A 21,928-nucleotide genomic window follows, 5' to 3' on the forward strand; every position below is an offset into this window, starting at 1 on the left:
TGTTGACTTCTACCCTATTCTAGGTCTTTTGAGCACAAATACAGTTACAATATTTGAGAATCTAAATTTAATCAGAGAAACCGATGCCGAAAGCAATTTGGAATGGTGCCGTTTTGGCAGAAAGCGATAAGTGCGAAGTTGTAGACAACAACTATTATTTCCCGGCGGATGCAATCAACCGCGAGTATTTCAAAGATAGCAGCACTCACACTACTTGCGGTTGGAAAGGTGTTGCTAGTTACTACAGTGTGGAAGTCGGCGGAGAAGTTAATAAGGATGCTGCTTGGTACTATCCAACTCCCAAAGATGCTGCTAAAAATATTGCAGGATATGTTGCTTTTTGGAAAGGAGTTAAGGTAGAGGCTTGATATCAATTCCGGTTGAATTCAGAAATAATTGTTGACTGTTGACTGTTGACTGTTGACTGTTGACTGTTTAAACATTTGGACATTTGGCCAAGATCAATGCAATCAGAAATAACTGTTGACTATTGACTGTTTGGACATTTGAATATTTGAATATTTGAACAATACCGATGCAATAGGAAACGATATCACACGAGTGGATAAGTGAAAAAATTGGGGCGGGTTTTGTGCGACTTTTGCACTTAAGCCGCCCCCTCAAATTTTAATCTTTTACCCAAGCAGCGGCTGCTTCCCATCCCAAGCCGCGACGAACAACAGTTGGTTCGCTTGCTGTTAAATCGAGAATAGTAGAAATTTGATAACCGGGATCGGAATCATCATCGACAATGATATCTACTAACTTTAAAAAACAATCAAAAAGTTCAGCTTTGCCAAAGCTTTCTTCTTTTCCAGACGGCACTGCTGCTGTACCTTCTTCATCAGTGGTAATGTGAGCGGATGTGGAAATAATTGGATTTCCCAAGGCTTCCACAAGTGCAAAACAAAGCGGGTGGTCGGGAACGCGAATACCTGTGGTTTTGCGTTTTGGACTCATTACCAATTTGGGCACTAACTTAGTAGCTGGTAGCACAAATGTGTAGGGGCCGGGGATTAACCGCTTGATAATTCGATATGCTTCATCGGTGACACTCGCATACTCAGTGATATTTGACAGTGAGGAACACAGGAACGTTAAAGGCTTATCGTTGGATAGTTGCTTGATCCGCCTGACTCGTTCTACGGCTGATTTGGAGTTGAGATCGCAGCCGATCGCGTAAACTGTATCTGTGGGATAAAGCATCACTGCCCCATCTTTAAGAGCTTTTGCAATCTTCTCGATCCTGTCTCTTTGGGGTGCAACTGGATGCAGTCCGTAAATAATTGCCATGTTAAGATTTTGTAGGCTAAGTGGGCGATCGACAAATGTGCTAAAACAATCAATGTTGAAAATTAATTGCTAATAATGAATAAAATAGCTTATTTTGACTGTCCCACCGGCATTGCTGGCGATATGTGTATCGGAGCCCTACTCCACGCGGGCGTTCCCTTAGACTACCTAATCGAAAAACTCAACTTACTCGGCATTTCGACTGAGTACCAATTGCGGGCCCAATTAGTCCACCGGAATACTCAACAAGCAACTAAATTTTATGTCGATATAGCTGCCGATTGGCCCTTAAAATCAGACAATCCGGCTGCTGACTCCGCCCTAGATCCCTTGGAAAATGAATCCCCAACTTTCGACAACCGCCACCACCACCATCACGGGGAAGAACATTCTCACAGTCACGGCGAAGCAGATGCCGAAATTAGCCACAGTCATCACCGCCATTTGCCAGAAATTGAGCAAATCATCGTCTCTGCAAAATTGCCCGGGCGCGTGGAAGCTTGGAGTTTGGCCGTATTTGGCAAATTGGCAGATGCAGAGGCTGCAGTACACGGTATCCCCCCAAGCGAGGTTCACTTTCACGAGGTGGGGGCTACGGATGCAATTATTGATATTGTCGGTACTTGTTTGGGTTTGGATTGGTTGGATATTGACGAGTTTTACTTTTCGCCGATGCCGACTGGTGGCGGCACAGTGAAGGCCGCCCACGGTAGGTTGGCTGTACCCACGCCTGCTGTGATGCGGTTGTGGGAAACGCACCGAGTGCCGGTTTATAGCAACGGGATCGATCGCGAATTGTGTACTCCTACGGGAACTGCGATCGCCTGTACTTTCGCTGCTGCTTTTGGCCCGCCGCCTCCGATGCAGCTTCGGGCGATCGGATTGGGTGCGGGTTCTCGCAATCTGGCAATTCCTAATATTTTGCGCCTCTGGATTGGGGAGAAGGAAGGTACGTCCGCTTCTTTTGTAACGGATTTAACGGATGTAACGGATGTAAATTACAAGACAAAAGTTAGAGGGAAGAAGTCAGAAAATTACCAATTAACAATTAGCAATTCGGAGGAAACAATTTGTGTTTTGGAAACGCAAATTGATGATTTGAGTCCGCAGGCGATCGGCTATGTTTTTGATGCTTTGTTTGCGGCCGGGGCTCTGGATGTTTTTACTGCGCCAATTGTGATGAAAAAGTCGCGGCTGGGGGTTTTGTTAACTGCGATTTGTCATCCCGAATTTGAGGAGGCTTGCGAAGCTGCGATCTTTCGAGAGACTACTACTTTGGGAATTAGGCGATCGACTCAACAGAGAACGATTTTGGATCGAGAAATCCAGAAAGTTACAACAGAGTACGGTGAAGTGCAAATAAAAGTTGCGAAGTCTGGACAAACGATTGTTAACGTGCAACCAGAATACGAAGATTGCGCGGAAATTGCCCGAGTAAAAAATGTTAGTTGGCGGGAAGTTCATCGGTTGGCGCTGCAAAGTTGGTACTATCGCACTTAATGCTAGTGCGTCGAAACCGGGTTTTTTGGCTAAATTATCGATCGCAGCCGGCAAATTCGGTAAAAACCCGGTTTCTGGAGTCGGAGTGCGTAAATCATCCGTTGATTAAATCCGTCGGCGCGTGTCTAAAATTTGTTGTTGCAATTCCTCGAAAGCGGGGATTTGTGAGCGATCGTCTTTCTCAAATATCGCCCTTATTTGCTCCATCAGCTCGATCGCCAGCGGTACGCCAAGCTGCAATTGTTCCAAGACATCTCGCTGAGCAAAAACGGTTTCCGGCGTGCCTTCTAGAACCAGTTTTCCGCGATCCATCACAAACACCCAATCAGCCCAGGAGTAAATGAAATCTAGATCGTGACTTGCTAAAAGGATAGTGGTTCCGGCTGCATGAATTTGTTGCAGCAAACCGATAAGTTGGTTAGTGTGACGCGGATCGAGATAGGCCGTAGGTTCATCTAGCAGCAGCAGTTTGGGTTTGAGAACCATGATATCGGCGATGGAAACGCGCTTTTTTTGTCCTAAGCTGAGGTTGTGAATTGGTTCGCGGGCGAGTTCGTTTAGATCGAATTGGTCGATCGCCTCTTGCACCATTCTCGCAATATCCGGTTCTGCCAAACCCAAATTGTACAATCCGTAGGAGATATCTTCTTCTACCGTGGAAGCTACTAATTGGTGTTCGGGATTTTGAAAGACGAGTCCGATTTGTTGGCGCAGTTGCGTGAGAGATTTGCGATCGTAGCGAAAGGGTTCACCTTCCCAGCGAATGATTCCCTGTTGCGGTTGGTACAAACCATTTGCTAGCAGGAAAAATGTGGTTTTGCCGCAGCCGTTTTGACCGATCAGCCCGCAGCGCTTCCCGGCGGGGACTTTGAGGCTTAAGTCCTGAATTGCTACTCGCGAACCGCAGGGATAGGAGTAGAAAGTGCGATCGAATTCGAGAATTGGGAGTGAGGAATTAGTCATTAGTTATTGGTTATTGGTTATTGGTTATTGGTTATTGGTTATTGGTTATTTGTTATTTGTTATAATAGCAATCCTCACATCATTTGTATAATTTATTGTAGGGACAATCCCCCGCTCGGTTTCCCCGATCGAGGGTAGGCATTCTTGGCACTACCTACAAATTTTGTGAATCATTTAGGATTGCTATAGTCATCAGTCATCAGTCATCAGTCATTAGTTATTGCTTGCCACTAACAAATAACAAATAACAAATAACTGATAACAACTGTCAATTGTTAACTGTCAACTGCCAAAGTTGAATTTCATAACAAAGATGCTCTTCAAAAAGTTTACTCGCTTCCAATCCTTCAACCACTAATTTTTTAAACCAGCGGCGAAATATCCAGCGCAGGAATTTGTGGATGGGCGGAACTGCGATCGAAATCAAATCCGCCACATAGATCATTGTGTTGAGTCCATACCTGCGAAAACTATCGACATACAAATCAATAGTCGGTAAAATATGAGTCGAAATATCCTCAGTTTTTACTAACGTGAACCCAGCTTGCAATAAGGCAGTATTAAGTTCTTTGACAACATGACAGTTAGAAAACATTCCCTCTGTATAATTAGGATTAGAGCGCATCATATCCGCAAGCAGCAAATAGCCTCCAGGGTTGAGTACAGCCGCCGCACCTTTGGCTATATCGACAGCAGACATATATTGGCTACTTTCGCTCAAGAGAACCAAATCGTAGGAATGGGTGGCTTGAAAATCTTCAAATTTAGTGAGGTGAAAAACTGCCCGATCGCCCGTACACTTAAGAAAGCGCTGTTGTTGGAACGGATCTGGTGCTAGCCCTTCCACTGCAAAAGCGCGATCGAGCAAATAAGCCGCATTTCCGCCAATCCCGCACCCAACATCCAACACAGTCTTAATTTCTTTAGGAATAAAATCCAAAAGTTTATCTGTGTAAGCTTGCTGAGCAAAACGCAGCCGCCCGATAGTGAGATCCTCAGCGGGCACAGGTAGAGATTTCCAATAACCGTAATGAAGATACGGCGAATCCGTCAACCCCAAATAGTAATTCAGCGCCGCATTTTGGTAGCGAGTCACTTTAGAAATAGAGATTGATTTTTGCTTCGACATTGAGAAAGTTAGATTAATTTAAGGATTTCCGGGAGGGTTAAAATTCTTCCCAGCCCTTGCATACCTGTTCATAACACTGAACTGCCAAAAAAGCAAACTTTTGCAACAAATTGACATCAAAATCTCAAAAATCCATCAGCGTTCATCTGTGTTTATCTGCTGATATCTGCGATCAAAAAAATCTCAATCTAACTAGCCTACGATCGTCCCATTACAGTCGGCCGACAGCGCCGGATTTTCACCCAACTTTCCCCCAAACGTTCGATCGCCCTTCGCCATCACAGCCGCTCTATCTGGCGAGATAATAGCACTATTAGAGCTCTTTGACACAAGACTGATGCTGCACGGACCCGCATTCCTTCATTTTTCATAATCCTTTCATTCTTTGTGATTTTGTGGTAAAGTCAAAAATGAAACGATTATGAAAAATAGTGGCGGTCGATCGTACCGCCAGCAGCAAACTGTAGCGAAGTTCACTTGGAATTTTTGAAGATATGCGGAAAAACCGTCAAATTACCCTAAATTTCCCTCTCCCCCTCCCGGACTCTCCCCCTAGGAAAAAACATCATCTCCTAGGATTCGGGCTGTTGCTGGCAGTTGGTCTCAGCGGGTGCAACACTCAGACGACCCAGCCTCAAACCAACCAAAATCCAGCTTCAGGCCCAACCGCCACCGATTTGAGAAACAAAGATAAAAAAGTCATTCTCACCACCTTCACAGTCCTGGCAGACATGGCTCAGAACGTCGCCGGTGACAAGGCAACTGTTGAATCCATTACCAAGCCAGGGGCGGAAATTCACGGCTACGAAGTCACGCCCAGCGACTTAACACGGGGGCAAAAAGCCGATGTAATTTTAGATAATGGCTTGAGCTTAGAACGCTGGGCTACTCGATTTTATAACAGTTTTCCCAAGGTTCCTCACATTACTTTGAGCGAGGGAGTCCAACCCGTTAATATTTCGGAAGATGCCTATCAAGGTAAACCAAATCCCCATGCTTGGATGTCGCCCAAAAATGCTTTGATTTATGTTGATAATATTCGTAAGGCTTTAGGAAATATCGATCCGGCTAATGCTGCAACCTATGACGCAAATGCGGCCAAATACAGCGAACAAATTCGGGCGATCGACGAAAAACTCAAACAAGCGATTTCAGCCATTCCCCCGGACAAACGCTACATAGTAAGTTGTGAAGGCGCTTTTTCTTACATTGCCAACGATTACGGTTTGAAAGAAGTTTATATTTGGCCTGTCAACGCCGAACAGCAATCCACACCGAAACAAGTCGAACGGGTGATTAATACAGTCAAAGCAAACCAAATACCTGCTGTATTCTGCGAGAGTACCGTCAGCAACCAAGGACAGCTTCAGGTAGCCAAGGAAACAGGCGCAAAATTTGCTGGCGTGTTTTATGTCGATTCCCTCTCTCCAGCGGAAGGCCCAGCATCAACCTATCTTAAGTTACTTGAATACAATGTCAATACTTTGATAAAAGGGTTACAGGGAAAGTAAGGAAGAAGGAAGAAGGAAGAAGGAAGAAGGAAGAAGGAAGAAGTCCGAGGGAAGAAGTCCGAGGGAAGAAGTCCGAGGGAAGACGGAAGACGGAAGAAGGAAGAATCTTTATACAGCAAGCTTTTTAGCCATCTGTATCTTACGTTTAATTAAGTAAAGTTACTTAAGGGAAATAAAAAAGATGAATGAAATCGGCATCAATCTTGAGAATGTGACAGTTGCCTATCACGGCAAAGTAGCCTTGCACAGCGCCTCGCTGCAACTCAAGGCGGGGACGATTTGCGGTTTGGTGGGGATGAATGGCGCGGGAAAATCGACGATGTTCAAGGCGATTATGGGGTTTGTGAAGCCAAACACAGGACGCATTTTAATTAATGGGTTGCCGATTCGTCAAGTGCAAAAACGCAATTTGGTTGCCTATGTGCCTCAGTCAGAAGAGGTAGATTGGAATTTTCCGGTGAATGTTCGCGATGTGGTGATGATGGGGCGCTATGGGTACATGAATCTGTTGCGGATTCCTAGAGCTATCGACAAACAAGTGGTGCGAGAAAGCTTGGAAAGGGTGGAAATGTGGCCGATGCGCGATCGGCAAATCGGAGAGTTATCCGGCGGACAAAAGAAACGCACCTTTTTTGCGCGGGCTCTGGCGCAACAGGCAACGGTTTTGCTACTGGATGAACCCTTTGCCGGAGTCGATATCAAAACTGAGAAAATGATGATTGATTTGTTGATGGAACTGCGTCAAACAGGACATACAATTCTCGTTTCTACTCACGATTTAGAGTCTATTACTACCTTTTGCGACCAAGTAGTGTTAATTAATCGCAGCATTCTCGCCTATGGAAATACCTCTGATGTGTTTACAGAAGAAAATCTTTCGCGAACTTTTGGCGGTTCCGTTGGCGATTTTTCGTCTGCCAAAAGTCGCTCAACCTGAGATATTGCAGCAATGTCAACAAAGGATTTTTTAGTGGGTTTGCACGTTGAATGCCCGATCGCGAACCCGCCCCTATAGGATTATTGATTGTGGTGTCCGATCTCAGTTAACTCAAGTCGATTTGGAGAAGAAATAATGGATTTAATTCAGTGGTTTGCCGCGCCGTTGCAGCATGAGTTTATGGTAAAAGCAATATTAATCAGCGCTTTAGTCGGGCTTGTTTGTTCGGCGCTTTCGTGCTACATGACTTTGAAAGGATGGGCATTGATGGGTGACGCGGTTTCCCATGCGGTGATGCCGGGGGTTGTGATTGCTTATGTGCTGAATATTCCTTTGGCGGTGGGGGCGTTTGTGTTTGGTGTGGGCTCCGTAATTGCGATCGGCTTTATCAAAGCGAAAACTCGCATCAAAGAAGATACGGTCATCGGTTTAGTGTTTACTGGATTTTTTGCCCTTGGTTTGGTGTTAATTTCTAAAGTAAGAAGTTCGATAGACTTGACGCATATCTTATTTGGCAATGTCTTAGGTATCTCCGATTCAGATATTGTTCAAACTGTAATTATTAGTGTCATCACGTTAGTGACGCTGGCAGTTTTACGCAAAGATTTAATTTTGTTTTGTTTTGATTCGACTCACGCGCGATCGATCGGTTTAAATATCACGTTTCTCTATTACGTGCTGCTATCTTTGCTATCGCTCACCGCAGTGGCGGGACTTCAGACTGTCGGGATTATTTTAGTAGTAGCAATGTTGGTAACTCCGGGAGCAACGGCGTATTTATTGAGCGATAATTTTGACCACATGATGCTAATTGCGATGGCGACTGGGGTATTTTCTAGCGTCATGGGAACTTATATCAGCTATCACATAGATGGGGCGACGGGCGGATGTATTGTTGTTTTGCAAACGCTGCTGTTTGTGTTGGCGATGATTTTTGCTCCGAAACATGGTTTGTTGGTTAGATCGAGGAATTCACGGGCGATCCATTAATAAGAGTGGGCGGTTAAAACCGCTCTTAGACAAGCCTAATCCGTCTAGGTATTTAAGCCGCATTAGGTATAACATCCAAGTTAATATTTTCATACAAATTTGCTAGCCAAACTTCCATAAAAATAGAGGTTAAGGAAACTCTATCGCCCAGCTATACGCATTCCCCGGCTCTGCCTGGTAACGATAAATTGAGTTTATAAAGGTCATATTTGGAATAAGATATTGTAGGCAGTGCGATCGGTTGATATCAAAACCAAGCAAATTCGGATATGGTAATGCCGTTTTCCTACCCTAAAATAATCATAAGCAGTCCATAAAAATAGTCAGAAACCGGTTTTTTTGCGACGATACTTTGTCATAGCCCACAGATTAGCTAAAAACCCGGTTTCTTTGATTGTGATGCGTAATTCCCGTTGATATCAACCACCACCGCCACCGCCGCCACCACCCCCACCACCACCACCACCACCACCGCCGCCACCGCCACCACCGCCATCACCGCTACTAATGATAATGACTGGAATTACTTCTTCGTACTCCCGATGGTAAGAGCAATTTCCACAGTGATGGGTAACATACCTGTTTCCTGAAGTGCTAGTAGTTGCAGGAATCAAAACTTGATAAGTCCGTTTAAGATTGAACGTTTTGCACTCAGGGCATTGTCGATCATTGATTGCTTTGTTGATTCCTTGGTAAATAATGACGCTGAAAGTCAACACAAAGAGAAGAATCATCAACGGAAAAAATATTAATGTCAAACCAACTAGCGGTAAAATTATTACAGCTATTATGTTATTGATGAAAAAGCCTTCTCCTCCGTGATTACCACCTTGTTGCCAACCAGGTTGAGGTATATTCAGAATTGCCTGGGGAAATGCGATTTGCACTTCTAATTCTTGTTCCGGTAGAATAGCCTGACTTGCGACAAATTCAAAAGTTTTCGGATCTACTTGACGGGGAACCGCTGCTGCACCGAAATTCGTAAACGAGAGAACTTTCCCTGACAAAGCTTCGGGTAATTGCACCGTAACTTTTCCGCTATTAATCGGCGCTTTACGACCTGCTGCAATGGCTTTCCAATAAACGAGAGTATTCTCACCATCTAACTGCAATCCACCTACAACTCGATATTTGATGACAAAAGTATGTGAATCTGGCGGTTTTAGTTCATGTTGCCAGCGAATCCAAAGTTGATTGTTTTCGTTTCCAGTGCTACTGGGAATTATTTGATTATTTTCAGCAACTGTCACATCTTGAATTGCATCGACCTTATCTAAAGGAATATAACGATATCGTTCATTGTTGTATGCTGCTGTAAACACATATTTTTGCGTTTCAGTAACTAACATATCTCCGTTTGTCTGAACGTCGATCGCAACATTGATGTTATCCCAGTAAAACGGTAGCTGTTGGGCTGTTGCATGAGTGACTGTGACTAACAGTAGGGTTAATGATGCTAGTAATGAAAAAACTATTCTTTTGAGGATGCGTTTATTTATCATAGGATTTCCACAAGATAAGTGTTGAGTACAATTATTCAACAGGTTTCTTGGGGAGTCAATTCATAAAAATCATTAATTATGTTCATAAAAGTCATATCTTCAGTCGGGCAGGGAATTCATATCAATTCCGGTTGCACCGGAATAATATAGAGGAGACGGCAGTGCCGTGTCCCTACAATCGATCGCGGTAGGGACACGGCACTGCCGTCTCCTCATTTCCTAATTTCTTCTCAACTTTGAAATACTACACTTAACACAGTTAAAACCGTGCAGCCAAATACGGCTTCAAATGTATATTTTTGCGAAGGTTTGTAAGGGGAAGAATGCCAAACGCGCAATTCTCCGTTGAAGCCGCGCGAGGCTAAACTCAATGAAACTTGACGGTAGTTTACCAAAGTTCGCTGCAGCAATTGCCCGATTAAAATCCCTAAACTACGCATTCCCAGTTTCCAAGTGCGGTAGCCGCAGCGCGAGTTTTGGGCTGTCCAAAGTTCGTCGGCGATCGCCAATAAGCTAAAAATAAACCGATACATCAACAACAGAAGTTCTGTCAGCAACGGCGGAAAGCGCAATTTTCGGAGGATTTGCAATGTTTCAGTAAATGGTACTGTCAACAGGATGAAATACATACAACTTGTGGATGCCAAGGTGCGCGGGAATAACAGACTCACTTGATATAAGCCAGTGCGACTCACATACAGATAAAAATTCGCGATACTAATCTCCCAACCTTGCCAAATATCCGAGTGAATTGCTTGGATTTGATTTAACTGAATTCCACCAATAACAAATGCAGGCAAACTTGTCAGCAAAAATAGCAGCGGCAATGATAGCAACCGCAGGTAAAGTTTTGCTGGAATTCCTGCATAAACGACGATCCAGATTGTCAACCAGAGGGCGATCGACAACTGCACCGCTGCATGGGAAACCAGAGACAGGATTAAGAGGGCGATCGCAAATGATAGTTTGTGAGATGGGGGCAAACCGCGCAAGCGATTTGTATAAGCCAGACTATCAATCTGATGGTTCATTCCAAGGTTTTGCGATCGGAATTTTGCCGAGATTGCGATCGCCCCTTGTACAGCCCGATCGCGTAGCCAATTACGCCAGCCCCTATCGCCGCTTGAGACGCAAACAGCAAACTTTCAATTTCGCCGCTAGCAGGTTTAAAGAAGTGATTGAACCAAGGTTCATAGCCCGGTTGAATTTCGGTAATTGCCTTTTGGGCTTCCCCATCAGCACCGCCGTATTCACCTCGGACAAATACTAGAGGAAGAACAGCAAGAGCAACCACAGCACCAACCAAAATCCAATTTTCTCGCGCAGTAGATTGGTGATTTCTTGTATTTTTCTGACTCATGACTTAAGACTCCTGTCTCAATAACTTCAAGGTTTCCAACTCCGGCTTCCCGTAGGAATGCAGCCAATTCCAAACCAATACAGTCAGCAATCCCTCACTAATAGCCAGAGGAACCTGAGTAATTGCAAAAATGCTAGCAAACTTGAGAAACGAAGCTACAAAACCACCGCTAGCTGCGGGAAAAGCTAACGCTAATTGAATCGAAGTCACCACATAAGTCAGCAAATCTGCCAAAGCCGCAGCACAAAAAATTGCCGCCCGCTGACTACCAGTTCGCAACAGCAAATGATAGAGAAAATACGCAGCAAAAGGGCCAACAATTGCCATCGAAAACATATTTGCTCCCAGCGTTGTCAAGCCGCCGTGGGCCAACAAAATTGATTGAAAAAGCAGCACCAAAGCACCGAGTACCGCCATCACCGAAGGGCCGAACAAAATCGCACCCAAACCAGTACCCGTCGGGTGAGAACAACTCCCCGTTACCGAAGGAATTTTCAAAGCAGAAAGCACAAAAGTAAATGCGCCCGCCAAAGCTAACAACAGTTTAAGTTCCGGGTGTTCTTTTGTAATGCGGGCGATCGATCGCAAACCAACTAGAAAAAAAGGTAACGCCACTATCCACCAAAACGCCGCCCATTGCACCGGCAAAAAACCTTCCGAAATGTGCATAGCTGCGGCGGGCGTTGCCGAACCGAGGACAATATAACAACTCAAGCCAGCCATCAATCCCAGGCTGACCAACTTCCGATTTCCGGCCTTCATTCTGTACCTCGCAGATGAGACAATGCAAACAAACACATCGGCGGGCATCCTGACTCAGAAAGCGACATGGCTTTCATTACAGTTGCGGGACAGCGCCGGACTTGCACCGAACTTTCCCCGTTTCCTCTAATGGCTGCTCCCCATTAGAACCGAATGATTAGCTTAGTATAGTCGATCGCGCCAGTCCGATCCCAAATTTCACAAAAATTATTCAACTTCAGTAAATCAAAATTACCTATCATCGTTCTATTCTCTTTTCTTCTCTCCTTCTCCTTCGCGACAAGAGCGTCTTCGCGGTTCGTTCAATAAATAATATTTACAAATTACCAATTACCATTACCAGGTAAATATCACCAAACAGAGAAAGGCTATAATCTTAAGTAAGTTTTGAGGAAATCCGCAATGTTAAAGTACAACTTGCCGAGGAACTTGCCCTCAGCCGACGAACTACCAGATTCGGATGAAACGCCTGTGGATAACGAACTGCAAGAACTAATACCGGGGTTGTTAAAAGCAACCTTGCTGATACTTTGGGCAGAACGCATGGACTGGTTTTTTGGCATAGATATGGGTATTTACCATCACCCAGACGAACCTGCCATTGTCCCAGATGCTTTCTTGAGTTTAGGAGTAGAACGGTTTTACGACGAAGAATTGCGTCCCAGTTACGTGCTGTGGGATGAAAATGTCATGCCACTTTTCGTGCTAGAAGTTGTTTCCCCAACTTATCGCAAGGAATACAGCACAAAATTAGAGATTTATCAAGATTTAGGCATACTTTATTACGTCATTTATTCTTCCCGCCGCCGTCGAAAACCTCATTTGGAAGTACACAAGCTAGTCAATGGAAAGTACGAGTTACAGTCAGAAAATCCAGTTTGGATGCCAGAAATAGGTTTGGGAATTGGTTGTGAAAGGGGAAACTATTCTGGGGTGACAAGGGAGTGGTTGTATTGGTACGATGCCAGTGGAAAACGCTATCTGACACCTGAAGAACAGGTAAAACAATCAGCCGAACGTATCCAACAAGCATCGCAGCGCGCCGAACAATTAGCTCAGCGATTGCGGGAGTTGGGGGTAGATCCAGATAATCTGAGCTGATTGCATTCAAGAGTGCAAGACTGAGGCACTGTTGACGTTCTGAAACGGGGTTTTTCAAGCGATTGTCGATCGCCCTCAACGGATAATTTTCCGTAAAAACCCCATTTTTGCGTCCAGGAATGTCTGAATATTTATCTCAAAAATCAGGAAATATCGAGCTAGATTTGGGAAAAACAGATAGTTTGACAGCAAACATTGACAAGCAGCTCGAAAAAATTAAAATCTGGAGAGGTTATTAAATAATGGTCATGGATCTGCGTTTTTACGATGTCATCGGCTTTGGTGATGAAGTTCCAGGAGTTATAGCCGTTATCTCAGCAGCCCGAGAATACCGCCGCCGGACAAAGCGCTATCCGCGGGTTTTGCTGATGTCGAAAGCAAACTTGCAAGAAGGAATTGGCGGGCATTTAGTCAGAGGCGGTCTGGCTTATTTAGACAGAAGCCAGATAGATCGAGAACTGCGACAATCTTTAAAGTTAGATACCTTTGGTTCACCAGCGACAATCTATCAAGAGTTCCTGCAAAAATCCAATGTCAGTGCGATCGCGCTCGATCCCCGCAAAGCCAGCGCAGCGCTGCAAGAAATGCTGTCACAAGCAGGCGTCGATATCCTCAGCAAAGTAGAAATTCAATCAGTCAATAAAGAACGCCAAAGAATTGCCAGCATAACCACATCTAAAGGCATAGTTTATGCAGGAAAGCAATTTATTGATGCCACTGTCAATGGCGAATTAGCTCAAGCTGCGGGCGCGAAAAAGCTAAAGGGATTTGAAACCTTTGGTCTGCCCAACTCCGAACTTCCAGTCACCCTCGTTTTTGAAACCCAAGGACTCAGTGTAAGAAAACTGAAAGAACTCGATTACATTTATCTAAAACGCTTCACAAACCTCGCCGATTCTGAGAGTCAAAAATTTTTGCTGTACGCTGCAGGCAAGGATGCCCAACTAGCAGAAGAACTCCGACAGGAAATGCTCGACACCAGAGGAAATCTCAAAACTCTGTGGGCTGGTAACGATTACATCGACGTGCGATCGCCTGCGCTGTCTGTAGCTTACCACTCCTTTAGAGGAACAAAGCTATCTTTTCCTGAAACCGGCGTAATTTTAGACGAGGGAAATATCGCCATACTTCCAAATAGCAGACTTTCGTGGAACGCGCTATTATTTGCAGTCACCAGCAGCGAAGCAGAAGCCTTAGCTAAAAGCGGGAGTAAACCGACGGCTAATATGCAAAAAGAGATTTTATTCGTAGCAACTTGGCTGAGGAGTTTGGGGGCTACTTCTGTTACTTCTGCCTCAGAACTGTATATCAGACACGCAGGCAATGTGACGGGAGTTGTAGAACCTTTAACGGGCGCACAAATGCTGTTAGGTGGCGTACCGGCTAATCAAGCACTGGCAACATTTAGCTATCATTTTGATGTGCGCGGAGGCATCCCCGGTATGGGGGAAAAAGCCAACAGTTTAGGGTGGTTTAAAAGTCTGAGTTTTAAACAGCCTACCTTCAATATTGGCATCCGCCACGCAGTGATGAAAAACATTCCTAACCTGGCAGTTGTCAGTCCGTGTTCTGGATTTGAAGGGTTCGCCTGTTCCGTCGGCAGAATTGTTGAATTCAACGCCGCAGTTGGTCAAGGTGTCGGTATCGCTGCCATTAATGCTATTCTTAATAATAAAAATATAGCTGATATATCTAACGCCGAAGTGAGACAAGTTCTCGTTGAAACAGGTCAGTTACCTAAAATTTTTGGAGTTGCAAACAATGCTGATGGAAGGCTATTAGCGCAATTCGAGACACTTGTCGGTGCGGATGCTATTGCTTAAGAAGAAGGAAGAAGGAAGAAGGAAGAAGGAAGAAGGAAGTTCGGCAACGAGCAATGTACGGGATGTAACGGATGTAACGGATGTAACGGATGTAACGGATGTAACGGATGTAAGTCCGTCGGAAGAAGGAAGAAGAAGGAAGAAGGAAGAAGGGAGATGGCCCTTCGGCTTCGCTCAGGGTGAAAAGATGGAAGAAGGAAGATGACCCTTCGGCTTCGCTCAGGGTGAAAAGATGGAAGATGGAAGATGGAAGAAGGAAGAAGGAAGAAGGAGCATCAAGCGCGCTAGCTTTTGTAGTCCTGTCCTCGCACGAGATTTTATCACCAAGCGAGCGAGGACAGGACTCAAACAAAAAATGCTTTTTACAAAAATGAAATGCTCCCCTTGAGTCCTCACTACAAATCAATTTTTAATTCTTCTGCGAGCACTTCGGATGAATACCTCCCTGCAAACAAATGTAAGCAATTTGATTTTTATCTAAATTTTTAGCGTCGGCAAAATCAACTCCTTGGAATCTACCTGATTTACTACCTGCAGGACTTTGAATAAACTGATCGGAAGCCGCTTTACCCTGAAATACAGCCCCTTGAAAATTCACTCCCGCTACATTTGCGCTCCTAAAATCAACCGAACTCAGGTCGGCATTCCGCAAATTAGCATCTTGCAACCGAGCATCTTGAAAATTGGCGTTGGCGAGTTTAGCAGAACTCAAATCGGCATTTTGTAAGTTTGCACTTTTCAAATTTGCACCGGATAAATCTGCACCTTGCCATTCCGATTTAGACAAATTTGTCAAGGATAACTGAGCGCCTTGGCCCTTGACTTTGCCCAAACGCGCGCCTGACAAATCGGCTCCAGACAAATTCGCGCTGCCGATATCTGCACCCGTAAAAGCTGCATCTTTTAATATTGCTTGCTGCAAATTTGCGCCAATTAAAAGAGCACTGCTAAAATTAGCTCCATTCAAATTTCCGCTTGACAAATTAGCTTTGTTCAGGACAGCGCGCACAAAAGTAGTGCGGTTCATTACAGCACTATTTAAAGATGCTCCGGTTAAATTTGCTCCTTCAAAATTAGCGCTACTCAAGTCGGAAATCCAATCGTCAAATGTACCCGGACGCCTGTCTTCGCCGGTGCCGTAAAAGCGAGTTCCTTGCAAGCTGGCATTAGTTAAATTAGTGTTTCTCAGCTTAATTCCTGATAAGTCCACTTTGTCTAATACTAAGGTAAATTGAGCGGGGCCGGCAGGAGTTTGACTTAAGTCGGTGCGACTGAGATCGACACCGTTGAGTTGGCTGCTATACACTGTGAGAATTTTGCCGATCGCCCTTTGCACTGTTCGCTGACGGGTAGCGGCTAACTCGCGTTCCGAGGCTTTCCCCCGGTAGCGCAGGGATTCGATCTCGTTGCTGAGCCCTTGGTTTAATCGCCGCAAGTCAGGTAAAGCTTTCGGCCCGCTACTGACTAAAGCTTGTTGGATCGCGTCCAGCATTGAGCTGCTATCTTCTTGGGTTAGCAAATCCGCTAACAGCGGTATGGCGCGGGAATCTTCCACCGCCCCCAAAGCCAAAATTGCCGATCGCCTCCCCGATGTTCCGCTGGGCGAAGCTGGAGACAATTTACTAACCAAAGCCACAAATAATTCGTCGTTCCGCTGGCGAGAATCCCGCATATTTGCTTGACTTTGAGTGTAGATCAAAGTGCCAACAAACAAAGTTAAAATTAATCCCGCGCTGCCAATGGTAACTATCACTAAAGTTGTGCCTGGATGTTGGCGCATCCAATTCCACAAACTGGGTTCTTCTTTGACATTGGTTTCGCGAGTCAAAACCACAGCCGCAATCTGCGCGTCTTCCTCAGTCCAATCTTGATTGTTGACAGGATTGGCAGATTGTTCGATCGATCGCGCATTGACCACCAAAGTATTCGCGAGGCGATCGTGTCCCGATTGCCGTTTGTAGCGGAAGGCAAAAGCGCCGTCTGCCAGCACTGCCAAGCCGCTCAGCCCCCCTAAAATGATTAAATCAGGAAACGCGCCGGATAAGCGCCAAATGCCGTAGGCTACGCTCAGAGGCACTCCCCAGCGCCCCAAACTTTCGCGAATCAGCACTCGCCTCCAACCCGGAGGAGTACCAAAAGCTGTGACGACTTTAACCGCAAACCAGCGTTTCGGGAGTGTTTGACCGGTTCTGGCGAGCAAAAATAGTTCCCACGCCGCTAAAACTAGCGGTGCTAGCAGCGCCCCCGACCAGAATAGATTAGTTAGGGGTGCGACTCTCGGGTTGCGATCGCGCACGGGTACGCCCAAAATACGGGCTACAGTTTCCGATGTTGCCGCTACAGAGGAATTTAGGGGCACGGTTTGAGCGTCCTTGTTGACCAACGCCCCGATACTGAAGGGAACGAGGGCGCTGGCGGCAATTAAGGAAATTTCAACGGCCCAAGCGCCGCACCTGCGAACCAGCAGTGGCATTTGCTGGGATTTTGTCTGCCAAGATGGAGACGGATCGGGTTGATTAATATCATCACCGGATGCGGTTGGGTTAGCCATATTTATAATTTCCTATTTTTAGTCGTTAGTTGGACGAATCAGCAGATATTGCCAATTTGTACGCTATGTAGATTAGCACTCCGAGAACGGCAAGACTCATCAGGGCCGAAATTAGCTGTACTATACTATTGAAGACTGTCAGAACCACGATCGCTCCGACGGCAAAGACTGCCACTTGTCCTGGTTTGGGGAGTTTTTGAAACTTGTCCAGAAATTGATTGTAGAAGGTTCCGAGCGCTTGATAGCTATCTGGATTTTGTTGGATGAGGGACGATCGCTCTACTTTAGCTTTTAGTTGTGCGATCGCTTGCTGCAAATTGAACTTATTTTGAGGATTCATAAAAAAATTGGGAGTTAGTTTAGCTGTACGCCGATCGTTTTAGGGCGGTCACATTAATAAGAGTCACATTAGCGTGTTCGGAACCGCTCATTATCCTCTACCGTCAAAGAAGTGGAACCTTCCGCCATTGTGTTCGGATAAATAAGGATAAAAATGAAGATATACTATCCGTGCGATCGCCCCAGACTGCGCTTTGGCTCGATCGCAATCCTAGCCCTAGGAATGATTTTAACTGCACCGGGGGCCCTTCGGAGCCAACCGCTACAAATTGCTCCGGGATTTCGCGAACCGCTGAGTGTTTCAGGAGTCTCCGGCGGCCCGAACAATAGCGGCGACTGCGGTTTCGTGGCCGCCGGGCCGAACCAGGTGATCGAAGTAACGCAGGATTTGCCATACTGGAAAATTGCCGTACAAACGGCGGGAGCGCCGAGTTTGATGATTCAGGGGCCCAGGGGTCGTTTCTGCGTCCTACCGGCGAATGCTGCTGCGGGGAACGTAGAATTTTCGGGTTATGGGGACAAGGGAACTTATGTGATTTTTGTGGGCGATCGGGCTCAAGGTCAACACCCTTACTCTCTCTCTATCACTCAACAGCGCAACTAAAAAAGCAATTAGATTGTAGCAAGTTGGTAGTCAGGACATTAGTCCTCAAAGCGCGATCTCGTTTCCGGTTGCATCGGAATCATAAAATCGAGCCAACAGTTAACACTCAACCATTCAGTTTTTCGACCCAGAATCAACAGTCAGCAGTCAACAGTCAGCAGTCAGCAGTCAACAGTCAGCAGTCAACAGTCAACAGTCAACAGTCAACAGTCAACAATCACCTGACGGTGCAACCGGAATTGATATAATTTGTTCTCTCACCCACTTGCGAAACAATCGGAGAGTTTGACTCGTCCCCGCTGTTTGACTTTGTTCGCAATATTCAGAAATAGCTTCAACAATTGGCAAATTGGGAAATGTTGGACTAATTGCCGATTCAACATATTTCCCATCTTCAAGCACATTAATCTGAAGCCTTTTATTTTCGTACCGCCAGATTTCAGGAACTCCCAGCGCCTCGTAAACTTCCAGTTGAGTTTTGGAAGTTAGATCCACTTCGATTGCTAAATCCGGCGGCGGATCGATACTTAAGTCGATGCGCTTTTTGCCAATCATTAGAGCAGCATTTTGAATGTAAAAACATTCATCCGGTTCAATTCCTTGTAACATACTTTTTCGCTTAAAAGTAGTAGAACCAAATGGTTCAAAGTCGATTTCAAGTTCCTCAAACAAAATATTCACTAAATAGCCAATAATCGTTTTAGCTTTCTCGTGTTCTGGCAGTGGCATCCTAATCTCCAAAATTCCTTGACTGTAAGCGATTCTGGAAGCACGGTGTTCTCCCAACTCCTCTAAAATTGCTTCAAATTCCAGCCAACTTACATCATGGAACAGCACCCTATGTCCAGGCGGTACACTGATTTGTCTCAATTGCAGCGTTACCATTCCAACCTCCAATTTATTTAAGTTTGCGATGCTTGTCTGTATAGAACCCATTTGATATCTATTCGCAAATCTCAGAAACCGGGTTTCTCTCTATATTTTTCGTCACCCAACCAAAAATTTGTAGAAACCCGGTTTCTCGCCCCTTTCGTCAAAATATATTTATCGTCACCCAACCCAAAAATTCAAAGATGTCAAATGGATTCTATAGGGAATTGGGCGCGGGCACGGGCAACTTGCCATCGTCGGCGAAGCCGAAGTATTGGGCATTGGTTATCAGAACAATTAATCTGAAACTGTCCAGATCGTCCGGCTTTTAGTATTAGACTTCTTGCAAAAATCCTTTTCATCAATTGATGGGATGGGATCTGGGGCTCATCCCACAAGAGTTATTTTTGATTGTGGGATGGGCCGAAGAGCCCGTCCTAATTATTTTTTGCAAGAGGTCTATTGTATATTTTCGGTATCTTTGTGGCAAATGAGTTCAATATATTTTACAATATTGAATGCCGTAATGGGCGCTAGCATAATAATATCATGTCCGATCGATCGGACATGATATTATTAATTGACAATCAGGAAGTCGCTGACTGTCAGGGACGGAGTATTGTCAAGGGTGGCAAATAGTGCACCAGTTCCCAAACCAATTTGTGCCCCGTTCTGGTTGAAGAATAACTTGCCTGTGGCGAGGCTGCAAACAATTAATCCATCGCTGGTTTCTGCTGCTAAATCGCTATCCACAAAGGCAATTTGAGCAGAAGTAATTGTTCCGAATGCAGTTTGAGATAAGAGGATTTTGTCTGTACCGGTCGTAAAATCAGTAATGCGATCGCTCCCAAAATCAGCAGTATTAAAAACACCGTTCGATTTAAACAAAAACCGATCGTCACCGCCACCACCAGTTAGCAAGTCATCGCCTGCACTTCCTGCAAGTAGATCGTTACCACCGCCGCCAATTAGCGTATCATTGCCATCGCCGCCAATTAGCGTATCATTGCCACCGCCGCCGACAACACTGTCATCACCTAAGCCACCATTAAATGTATCGTCGCCACCTCCCATGTCAACAACTGAATTGGCGTAGGTTCCTAAGAGGTTAATTACATCATTGCCGTCAGCATTGGAACTCGCAGCTTCATCGGCTTTGAGGTTGATAAAGAAACGAAAGTCGTTCATGGTGACAGTAATGCTGTCGTTACCGGTGCCGCCGATAATTTTTTCATCGGAACGCAGTGTATCGTTAGGATTAGTATTGTCATCCCAGGTTTCAGCAAAAGTGATATTGATGCTGTCATTGCCAACACCGCCTTGAACATCATTTACGCCGTCGGGGTCGGTAATGGTGTCGTCGCCTGTACCCCCGAAAATGCGATCGAGATTGCCTAAACCGCCGTCAATGAGGTCATTGCCGCCCTCACCATCGATGAAATCATCCGCAGCGTCGCCGTTGATGGTGTCGTCACCCTCCGCGCCCATCAGTGTATCTGGATCGGGGGTACCGTTCAAAAGTAAAGGGGCAATCGGGGGATTTGCAATCGGATTGACGGTGATGTTAACAGTGGCTGTCGCTGTCCCCCCGTGACTGTCGTCAAGCTGATATGTAAAGCTGTCCTGACCGGTGAAGTCACCGTGGGGGTGGTAAGTGATGAAGTCATCAGCCTTGTCTGGAGTGCCGTTAAAATTGATTTCAGCCTTGCCGCCGGCTCCGTTGGTCAAAACCGTCAAAATCAGGGGGTCGCCGTCTGGATCGCTGTCATTTGCTAATACGGGGATGTTGACGGGAGTGATTTGATCGGTGGTGGCGCTATCGCCGATCGCGATCGGCAATTTGTTGGCAAACTCGATCGTGACAGTAGCTGTCGCTGTTCCCCCGCGAGTGTCATCGATCTGATAAGTGAAGCTGTCCGTCTCCCAGAAGTCACGGTGGGGATGGTAAGTGATGAAGTCATCAGCCTTGTCTGGAGTGCCGTTAAAATTGATTTCAGCCTTGCCGCCGGCTCCGTTGGTCAAAACTGTCAAAATTAGGGGATCGTTGTCTGGATCGCGGTCATTTGCTAACACTGGAATGTTGACAGCAGTGTCTCGATGGGTGGTAACGCGATCGTCGATCGCGATCGGCAATTTGTTGACTGCTTTCACTGTCACCTCAACCTTGGTAACGTCCGAACCTCCCTTACCGTCTGCGATTTGATAGTGAAAGATATCCTGCCCGCTGAAGTCGGGATTGGGAGTGTAGGTAATGAAATCATCGTTCGGATTGTCCGGCGTACCGTTGTTGTTGACTTCGACTTTGGCGTTGTTGGAAGGCCTGAAAATACTGAGGTTCAAGGGGTCGCGGTCGGGGTCGCTGTCGTTGGCGAGGACGTTGATATCGATCGCGCTGCCAGCATTTACAGTGGCAGCATCCCCAGATGCGATCGGTGAATGGTTGGGATCGACTGTCACTTTCACTTTGGTAACAGCCGTACCTCCCTTACCGTCGTCGATTTGATAGAAAAACACATCCTCTCCGCTGAAGTCGGGATTGGGGGTGTAGGCGATGTAATCGTCTTGCGGATCGTCCGGCGTACCGTTGTGCCTGACTTCTGCTTTGCCGTTGTCTGAAGTCTTGAAAATGCTGAGGTTCAGGGGGTCGCCGTCGGGGTCGCTGTCGTTGGCGAGAACGTCGATATCGATCTCGC

Annotated in this window: 21 protein-coding genes and 1 riboswitch; of the genes, 9 read left to right on the forward strand and 12 right to left on the reverse strand. The window is 45.7% G+C overall.

Features of this window, described 5'->3' with window-relative positions; all coding sequences use genetic code 11:
- Positions 1 to 83 precede the first annotated feature (83 nt).
- Positions 84 to 368: a DUF427 domain-containing protein gene (locus AACV78_RS19280; RefSeq protein ID WP_194012269.1), complete on the forward strand. Its 285-nt coding sequence runs from the start codon at positions 84 to 86 to the stop codon at positions 366 to 368.
- Positions 369 to 627: 259 nt separating this feature from the next.
- Here the strand turns inward: AACV78_RS19280 and AACV78_RS19285 are convergent, their stop codons facing one another.
- Complete coding sequence (locus AACV78_RS19285; RefSeq protein WP_194012270.1) at positions 628 to 1,293, reverse strand: L-threonylcarbamoyladenylate synthase; 666 nt, start codon at positions 1,291 to 1,293, stop codon at positions 628 to 630.
- Positions 1,294 to 1,368: 75 nt separating this feature from the next.
- Here AACV78_RS19285 and larC point away from each other — a divergent pair, with 75 nt between their 5' ends.
- Positions 1,369 to 2,793, forward strand: coding sequence for a nickel pincer cofactor biosynthesis protein LarC (gene larC / locus AACV78_RS19290; protein ID WP_194012271.1), 1,425 nt, complete (start codon positions 1,369 to 1,371; stop codon positions 2,791 to 2,793).
- Between the two features lie 105 nt (positions 2,794 to 2,898).
- Here larC and AACV78_RS19295 read toward each other — a convergent pair whose 3' ends face one another.
- The 3 genes from AACV78_RS19295 to AACV78_RS19305 all read right to left on the reverse strand — a co-directional run bounded on the left by AACV78_RS19295 (position 2,899) and on the right by AACV78_RS19305 (position 5,215).
- On the reverse strand, positions 2,899 to 3,756 hold the full coding sequence (locus tag AACV78_RS19295; RefSeq protein WP_194012272.1) for an energy-coupling factor ABC transporter ATP-binding protein: 858 nt from the start codon (positions 3,754 to 3,756) through the stop codon (positions 2,899 to 2,901).
- 268 nt (positions 3,757 to 4,024) lie between these two features.
- Positions 4,025 to 4,885, reverse strand: coding sequence for a class I SAM-dependent methyltransferase (locus tag AACV78_RS19300; RefSeq protein WP_194012273.1), 861 nt, complete (start codon positions 4,883 to 4,885; stop codon positions 4,025 to 4,027).
- A gap of 192 nt (positions 4,886 to 5,077) precedes the next feature.
- Complete coding sequence (locus AACV78_RS19305; RefSeq protein ID WP_194012274.1) at positions 5,078 to 5,215, reverse strand: hypothetical protein; 138 nt, start codon at positions 5,213 to 5,215, stop codon at positions 5,078 to 5,080.
- 164 nt (positions 5,216 to 5,379) lie between these two features.
- On the opposite strand from AACV78_RS19305, the gene AACV78_RS19310 reads away from it, so the two are divergent.
- From AACV78_RS19310 to AACV78_RS19320, 3 genes are all read left to right on the forward strand, one after another.
- The gene (locus tag AACV78_RS19310) at positions 5,380 to 6,396 is read left to right on the forward strand and encodes a metal ABC transporter substrate-binding protein (RefSeq protein WP_194012275.1); all 1,017 of its coding nucleotides are present in this window, start codon (positions 5,380 to 5,382) and stop codon (positions 6,394 to 6,396) included.
- 181 nt (positions 6,397 to 6,577) lie between these two features.
- The gene (locus tag AACV78_RS19315) at positions 6,578 to 7,333 is read left to right on the forward strand and encodes a metal ABC transporter ATP-binding protein (protein WP_194012276.1); all 756 of its coding nucleotides are present in this window, start codon (positions 6,578 to 6,580) and stop codon (positions 7,331 to 7,333) included.
- A 135-nt stretch (positions 7,334 to 7,468) separates the two neighbouring features.
- Positions 7,469 to 8,323 carry a metal ABC transporter permease gene (locus AACV78_RS19320; RefSeq protein WP_194012277.1) on the forward strand — a complete coding sequence of 285 codons (855 nt, stop codon included), beginning with the start codon at positions 7,469 to 7,471 and terminating at the stop codon, positions 8,321 to 8,323.
- A 419-nt stretch (positions 8,324 to 8,742) separates the two neighbouring features.
- On the opposite strand, the gene AACV78_RS19325 is transcribed toward AACV78_RS19320, so the two are convergent.
- From AACV78_RS19325 to AACV78_RS19340, 4 genes are all read right to left on the reverse strand, one after another.
- Positions 8,743 to 9,825 (reverse strand): DUF2207 domain-containing protein, encoded by a 1,083-nt coding sequence (locus tag AACV78_RS19325; RefSeq protein WP_194074327.1) that lies wholly within the window; start codon positions 9,823 to 9,825, stop codon positions 8,743 to 8,745.
- A gap of 230 nt (positions 9,826 to 10,055) precedes the next feature.
- The gene (cbiQ, locus tag AACV78_RS19330) at positions 10,056 to 10,856 is read right to left on the reverse strand and encodes a cobalt ECF transporter T component CbiQ (protein ID WP_194012077.1); all 801 of its coding nucleotides are present in this window, start codon (positions 10,854 to 10,856) and stop codon (positions 10,056 to 10,058) included.
- Positions 10,853 to 11,185: an energy-coupling factor ABC transporter substrate-binding protein gene (locus AACV78_RS19335; protein WP_194012078.1), complete on the reverse strand. Its 333-nt coding sequence runs from the start codon at positions 11,183 to 11,185 to the stop codon at positions 10,853 to 10,855. Before AACV78_RS19335 ends, cbiQ begins: the two co-directional genes overlap by 4 nt.
- Positions 11,186 to 11,188: 3 nt before the next feature.
- A complete protein-coding gene (locus AACV78_RS19340) occupies positions 11,189 to 11,947 on the reverse strand; it encodes an energy-coupling factor ABC transporter permease (protein ID WP_228042355.1) in 759 nt (252 codons plus the stop codon).
- A 22-nt stretch (positions 11,948 to 11,969) separates the two neighbouring features.
- Positions 11,970 to 12,116, reverse strand: a riboswitch (cobalamin riboswitch).
- 233 nt (positions 12,117 to 12,349) lie between these two features.
- Here AACV78_RS19340 and AACV78_RS19345 point away from each other — a divergent pair.
- The 3 genes from AACV78_RS19345 (at position 12,350) to AACV78_RS19355 (ending at position 15,076) form a co-directional block, all read left to right on the forward strand.
- Complete coding sequence (locus tag AACV78_RS19345) at positions 12,350 to 13,048, forward strand: Uma2 family endonuclease (protein WP_194012079.1); 699 nt, start codon at positions 12,350 to 12,352, stop codon at positions 13,046 to 13,048.
- 248 nt (positions 13,049 to 13,296) lie between these two features.
- Positions 13,297 to 14,871 (forward strand): FAD-dependent oxidoreductase, encoded by a 1,575-nt coding sequence (locus tag AACV78_RS19350; RefSeq protein WP_228042356.1) that lies wholly within the window; start codon positions 13,297 to 13,299, stop codon positions 14,869 to 14,871.
- Positions 14,858 to 15,076: a hypothetical protein gene (locus AACV78_RS19355; RefSeq protein ID WP_194012088.1), complete on the forward strand. Its 219-nt coding sequence runs from the start codon at positions 14,858 to 14,860 to the stop codon at positions 15,074 to 15,076. The genes AACV78_RS19350 and AACV78_RS19355 overlap by 14 nt, the downstream gene beginning before the upstream one ends.
- 204 nt (positions 15,077 to 15,280) lie before the next feature.
- On the opposite strand, the gene AACV78_RS19360 is transcribed toward AACV78_RS19355, so the two are convergent.
- Positions 15,281 to 17,422 (reverse strand): pentapeptide repeat-containing protein, encoded by a 2,142-nt coding sequence (locus tag AACV78_RS19360; RefSeq protein WP_194012081.1) that lies wholly within the window; start codon positions 17,420 to 17,422, stop codon positions 15,281 to 15,283.
- A gap of 25 nt (positions 17,423 to 17,447) precedes the next feature.
- A complete protein-coding gene (locus AACV78_RS19365; RefSeq protein ID WP_194012082.1) occupies positions 17,448 to 17,762 on the reverse strand; it encodes a Clp protease/crotonase-like domain-containing protein in 315 nt (104 codons plus the stop codon).
- A gap of 153 nt (positions 17,763 to 17,915) precedes the next feature.
- Between AACV78_RS19365 and AACV78_RS19370 the strand changes: the two genes are divergently transcribed.
- Complete coding sequence (locus AACV78_RS19370; protein ID WP_194012083.1) at positions 17,916 to 18,365, forward strand: hypothetical protein; 450 nt, start codon at positions 17,916 to 17,918, stop codon at positions 18,363 to 18,365.
- Between the two features lie 210 nt (positions 18,366 to 18,575).
- On the opposite strand, the gene AACV78_RS19375 is transcribed toward AACV78_RS19370, so the two are convergent.
- Positions 18,576 to 19,250: a Uma2 family endonuclease gene (locus AACV78_RS19375; protein ID WP_194012084.1), complete on the reverse strand. Its 675-nt coding sequence runs from the start codon at positions 19,248 to 19,250 to the stop codon at positions 18,576 to 18,578.
- A gap of 561 nt (positions 19,251 to 19,811) precedes the next feature.
- A partial coding sequence (locus AACV78_RS19380) for an Ig-like domain-containing protein (RefSeq protein ID WP_194074328.1) occupies positions 19,812 to 21,928 on the reverse strand: 2,117 nt, incomplete at its 5' end.

This window comes from Tychonema sp. LEGE 07196 (assembly GCF_963890365.1).
Classification (GTDB): domain Bacteria; phylum Cyanobacteriota; class Cyanobacteriia; order Cyanobacteriales; family Microcoleaceae; genus Microcoleus.

Coding starts and splice junctions, on each gene's coding strand:
- AACV78_RS19370 (WP_194012083.1), top strand. CDS start 17,916: ATGAAGATATACTATCCGTGCGATCGCCCCAGACTGCGCTTTGGCTCG.
- AACV78_RS19320 (WP_194012277.1), top strand. CDS start 7,469: ATGGATTTAATTCAGTGGTTTGCCGCGCCGTTGCAGCATGAGTTTATG.
- AACV78_RS19315 (WP_194012276.1), top strand. CDS start 6,578: ATGAATGAAATCGGCATCAATCTTGAGAATGTGACAGTTGCCTATCAC.
- AACV78_RS19360 (WP_194012081.1), bottom strand. CDS start 17,422: ATGGCTAACCCAACCGCATCCGGTGATGATATTAATCAACCCGATCCG.
- cbiQ (WP_194012077.1), bottom strand. CDS start 10,856: ATGAACCATCAGATTGATAGTCTGGCTTATACAAATCGCTTGCGCGGT.
- AACV78_RS19350 (WP_228042356.1), top strand. CDS start 13,297: ATGGATCTGCGTTTTTACGATGTCATCGGCTTTGGTGATGAAGTTCCA.
- AACV78_RS19280 (WP_194012269.1), top strand. CDS start 84: ATGCCGAAAGCAATTTGGAATGGTGCCGTTTTGGCAGAAAGCGATAAG.
- AACV78_RS19355 (WP_194012088.1), top strand. CDS start 14,858: ATGCTATTGCTTAAGAAGAAGGAAGAAGGAAGAAGGAAGAAGGAAGAA.
- AACV78_RS19295 (WP_194012272.1), bottom strand. CDS start 3,756: ATGACTAATTCCTCACTCCCAATTCTCGAATTCGATCGCACTTTCTAC.
- AACV78_RS19300 (WP_194012273.1), bottom strand. CDS start 4,885: ATGTCGAAGCAAAAATCAATCTCTATTTCTAAAGTGACTCGCTACCAA.
- AACV78_RS19325 (WP_194074327.1), bottom strand. CDS start 9,825: ATGATAAATAAACGCATCCTCAAAAGAATAGTTTTTTCATTACTAGCA.
- AACV78_RS19335 (WP_194012078.1), bottom strand. CDS start 11,185: ATGAGTCAGAAAAATACAAGAAATCACCAATCTACTGCGCGAGAAAAT.
- AACV78_RS19365 (WP_194012082.1), bottom strand. CDS start 17,762: ATGAATCCTCAAAATAAGTTCAATTTGCAGCAAGCGATCGCACAACTA.
- AACV78_RS19375 (WP_194012084.1), bottom strand. CDS start 19,250: ATGGTAACGCTGCAATTGAGACAAATCAGTGTACCGCCTGGACATAGG.
- AACV78_RS19285 (WP_194012270.1), bottom strand. CDS start 1,293: ATGGCAATTATTTACGGACTGCATCCAGTTGCACCCCAAAGAGACAGG.
- larC (WP_194012271.1), top strand. CDS start 1,369: ATGAATAAAATAGCTTATTTTGACTGTCCCACCGGCATTGCTGGCGAT.
- AACV78_RS19340 (WP_228042355.1), bottom strand. CDS start 11,947: ATGAAGGCCGGAAATCGGAAGTTGGTCAGCCTGGGATTGATGGCTGGC.
- AACV78_RS19345 (WP_194012079.1), top strand. CDS start 12,350: ATGTTAAAGTACAACTTGCCGAGGAACTTGCCCTCAGCCGACGAACTA.
- AACV78_RS19310 (WP_194012275.1), top strand. CDS start 5,380: ATGCGGAAAAACCGTCAAATTACCCTAAATTTCCCTCTCCCCCTCCCG.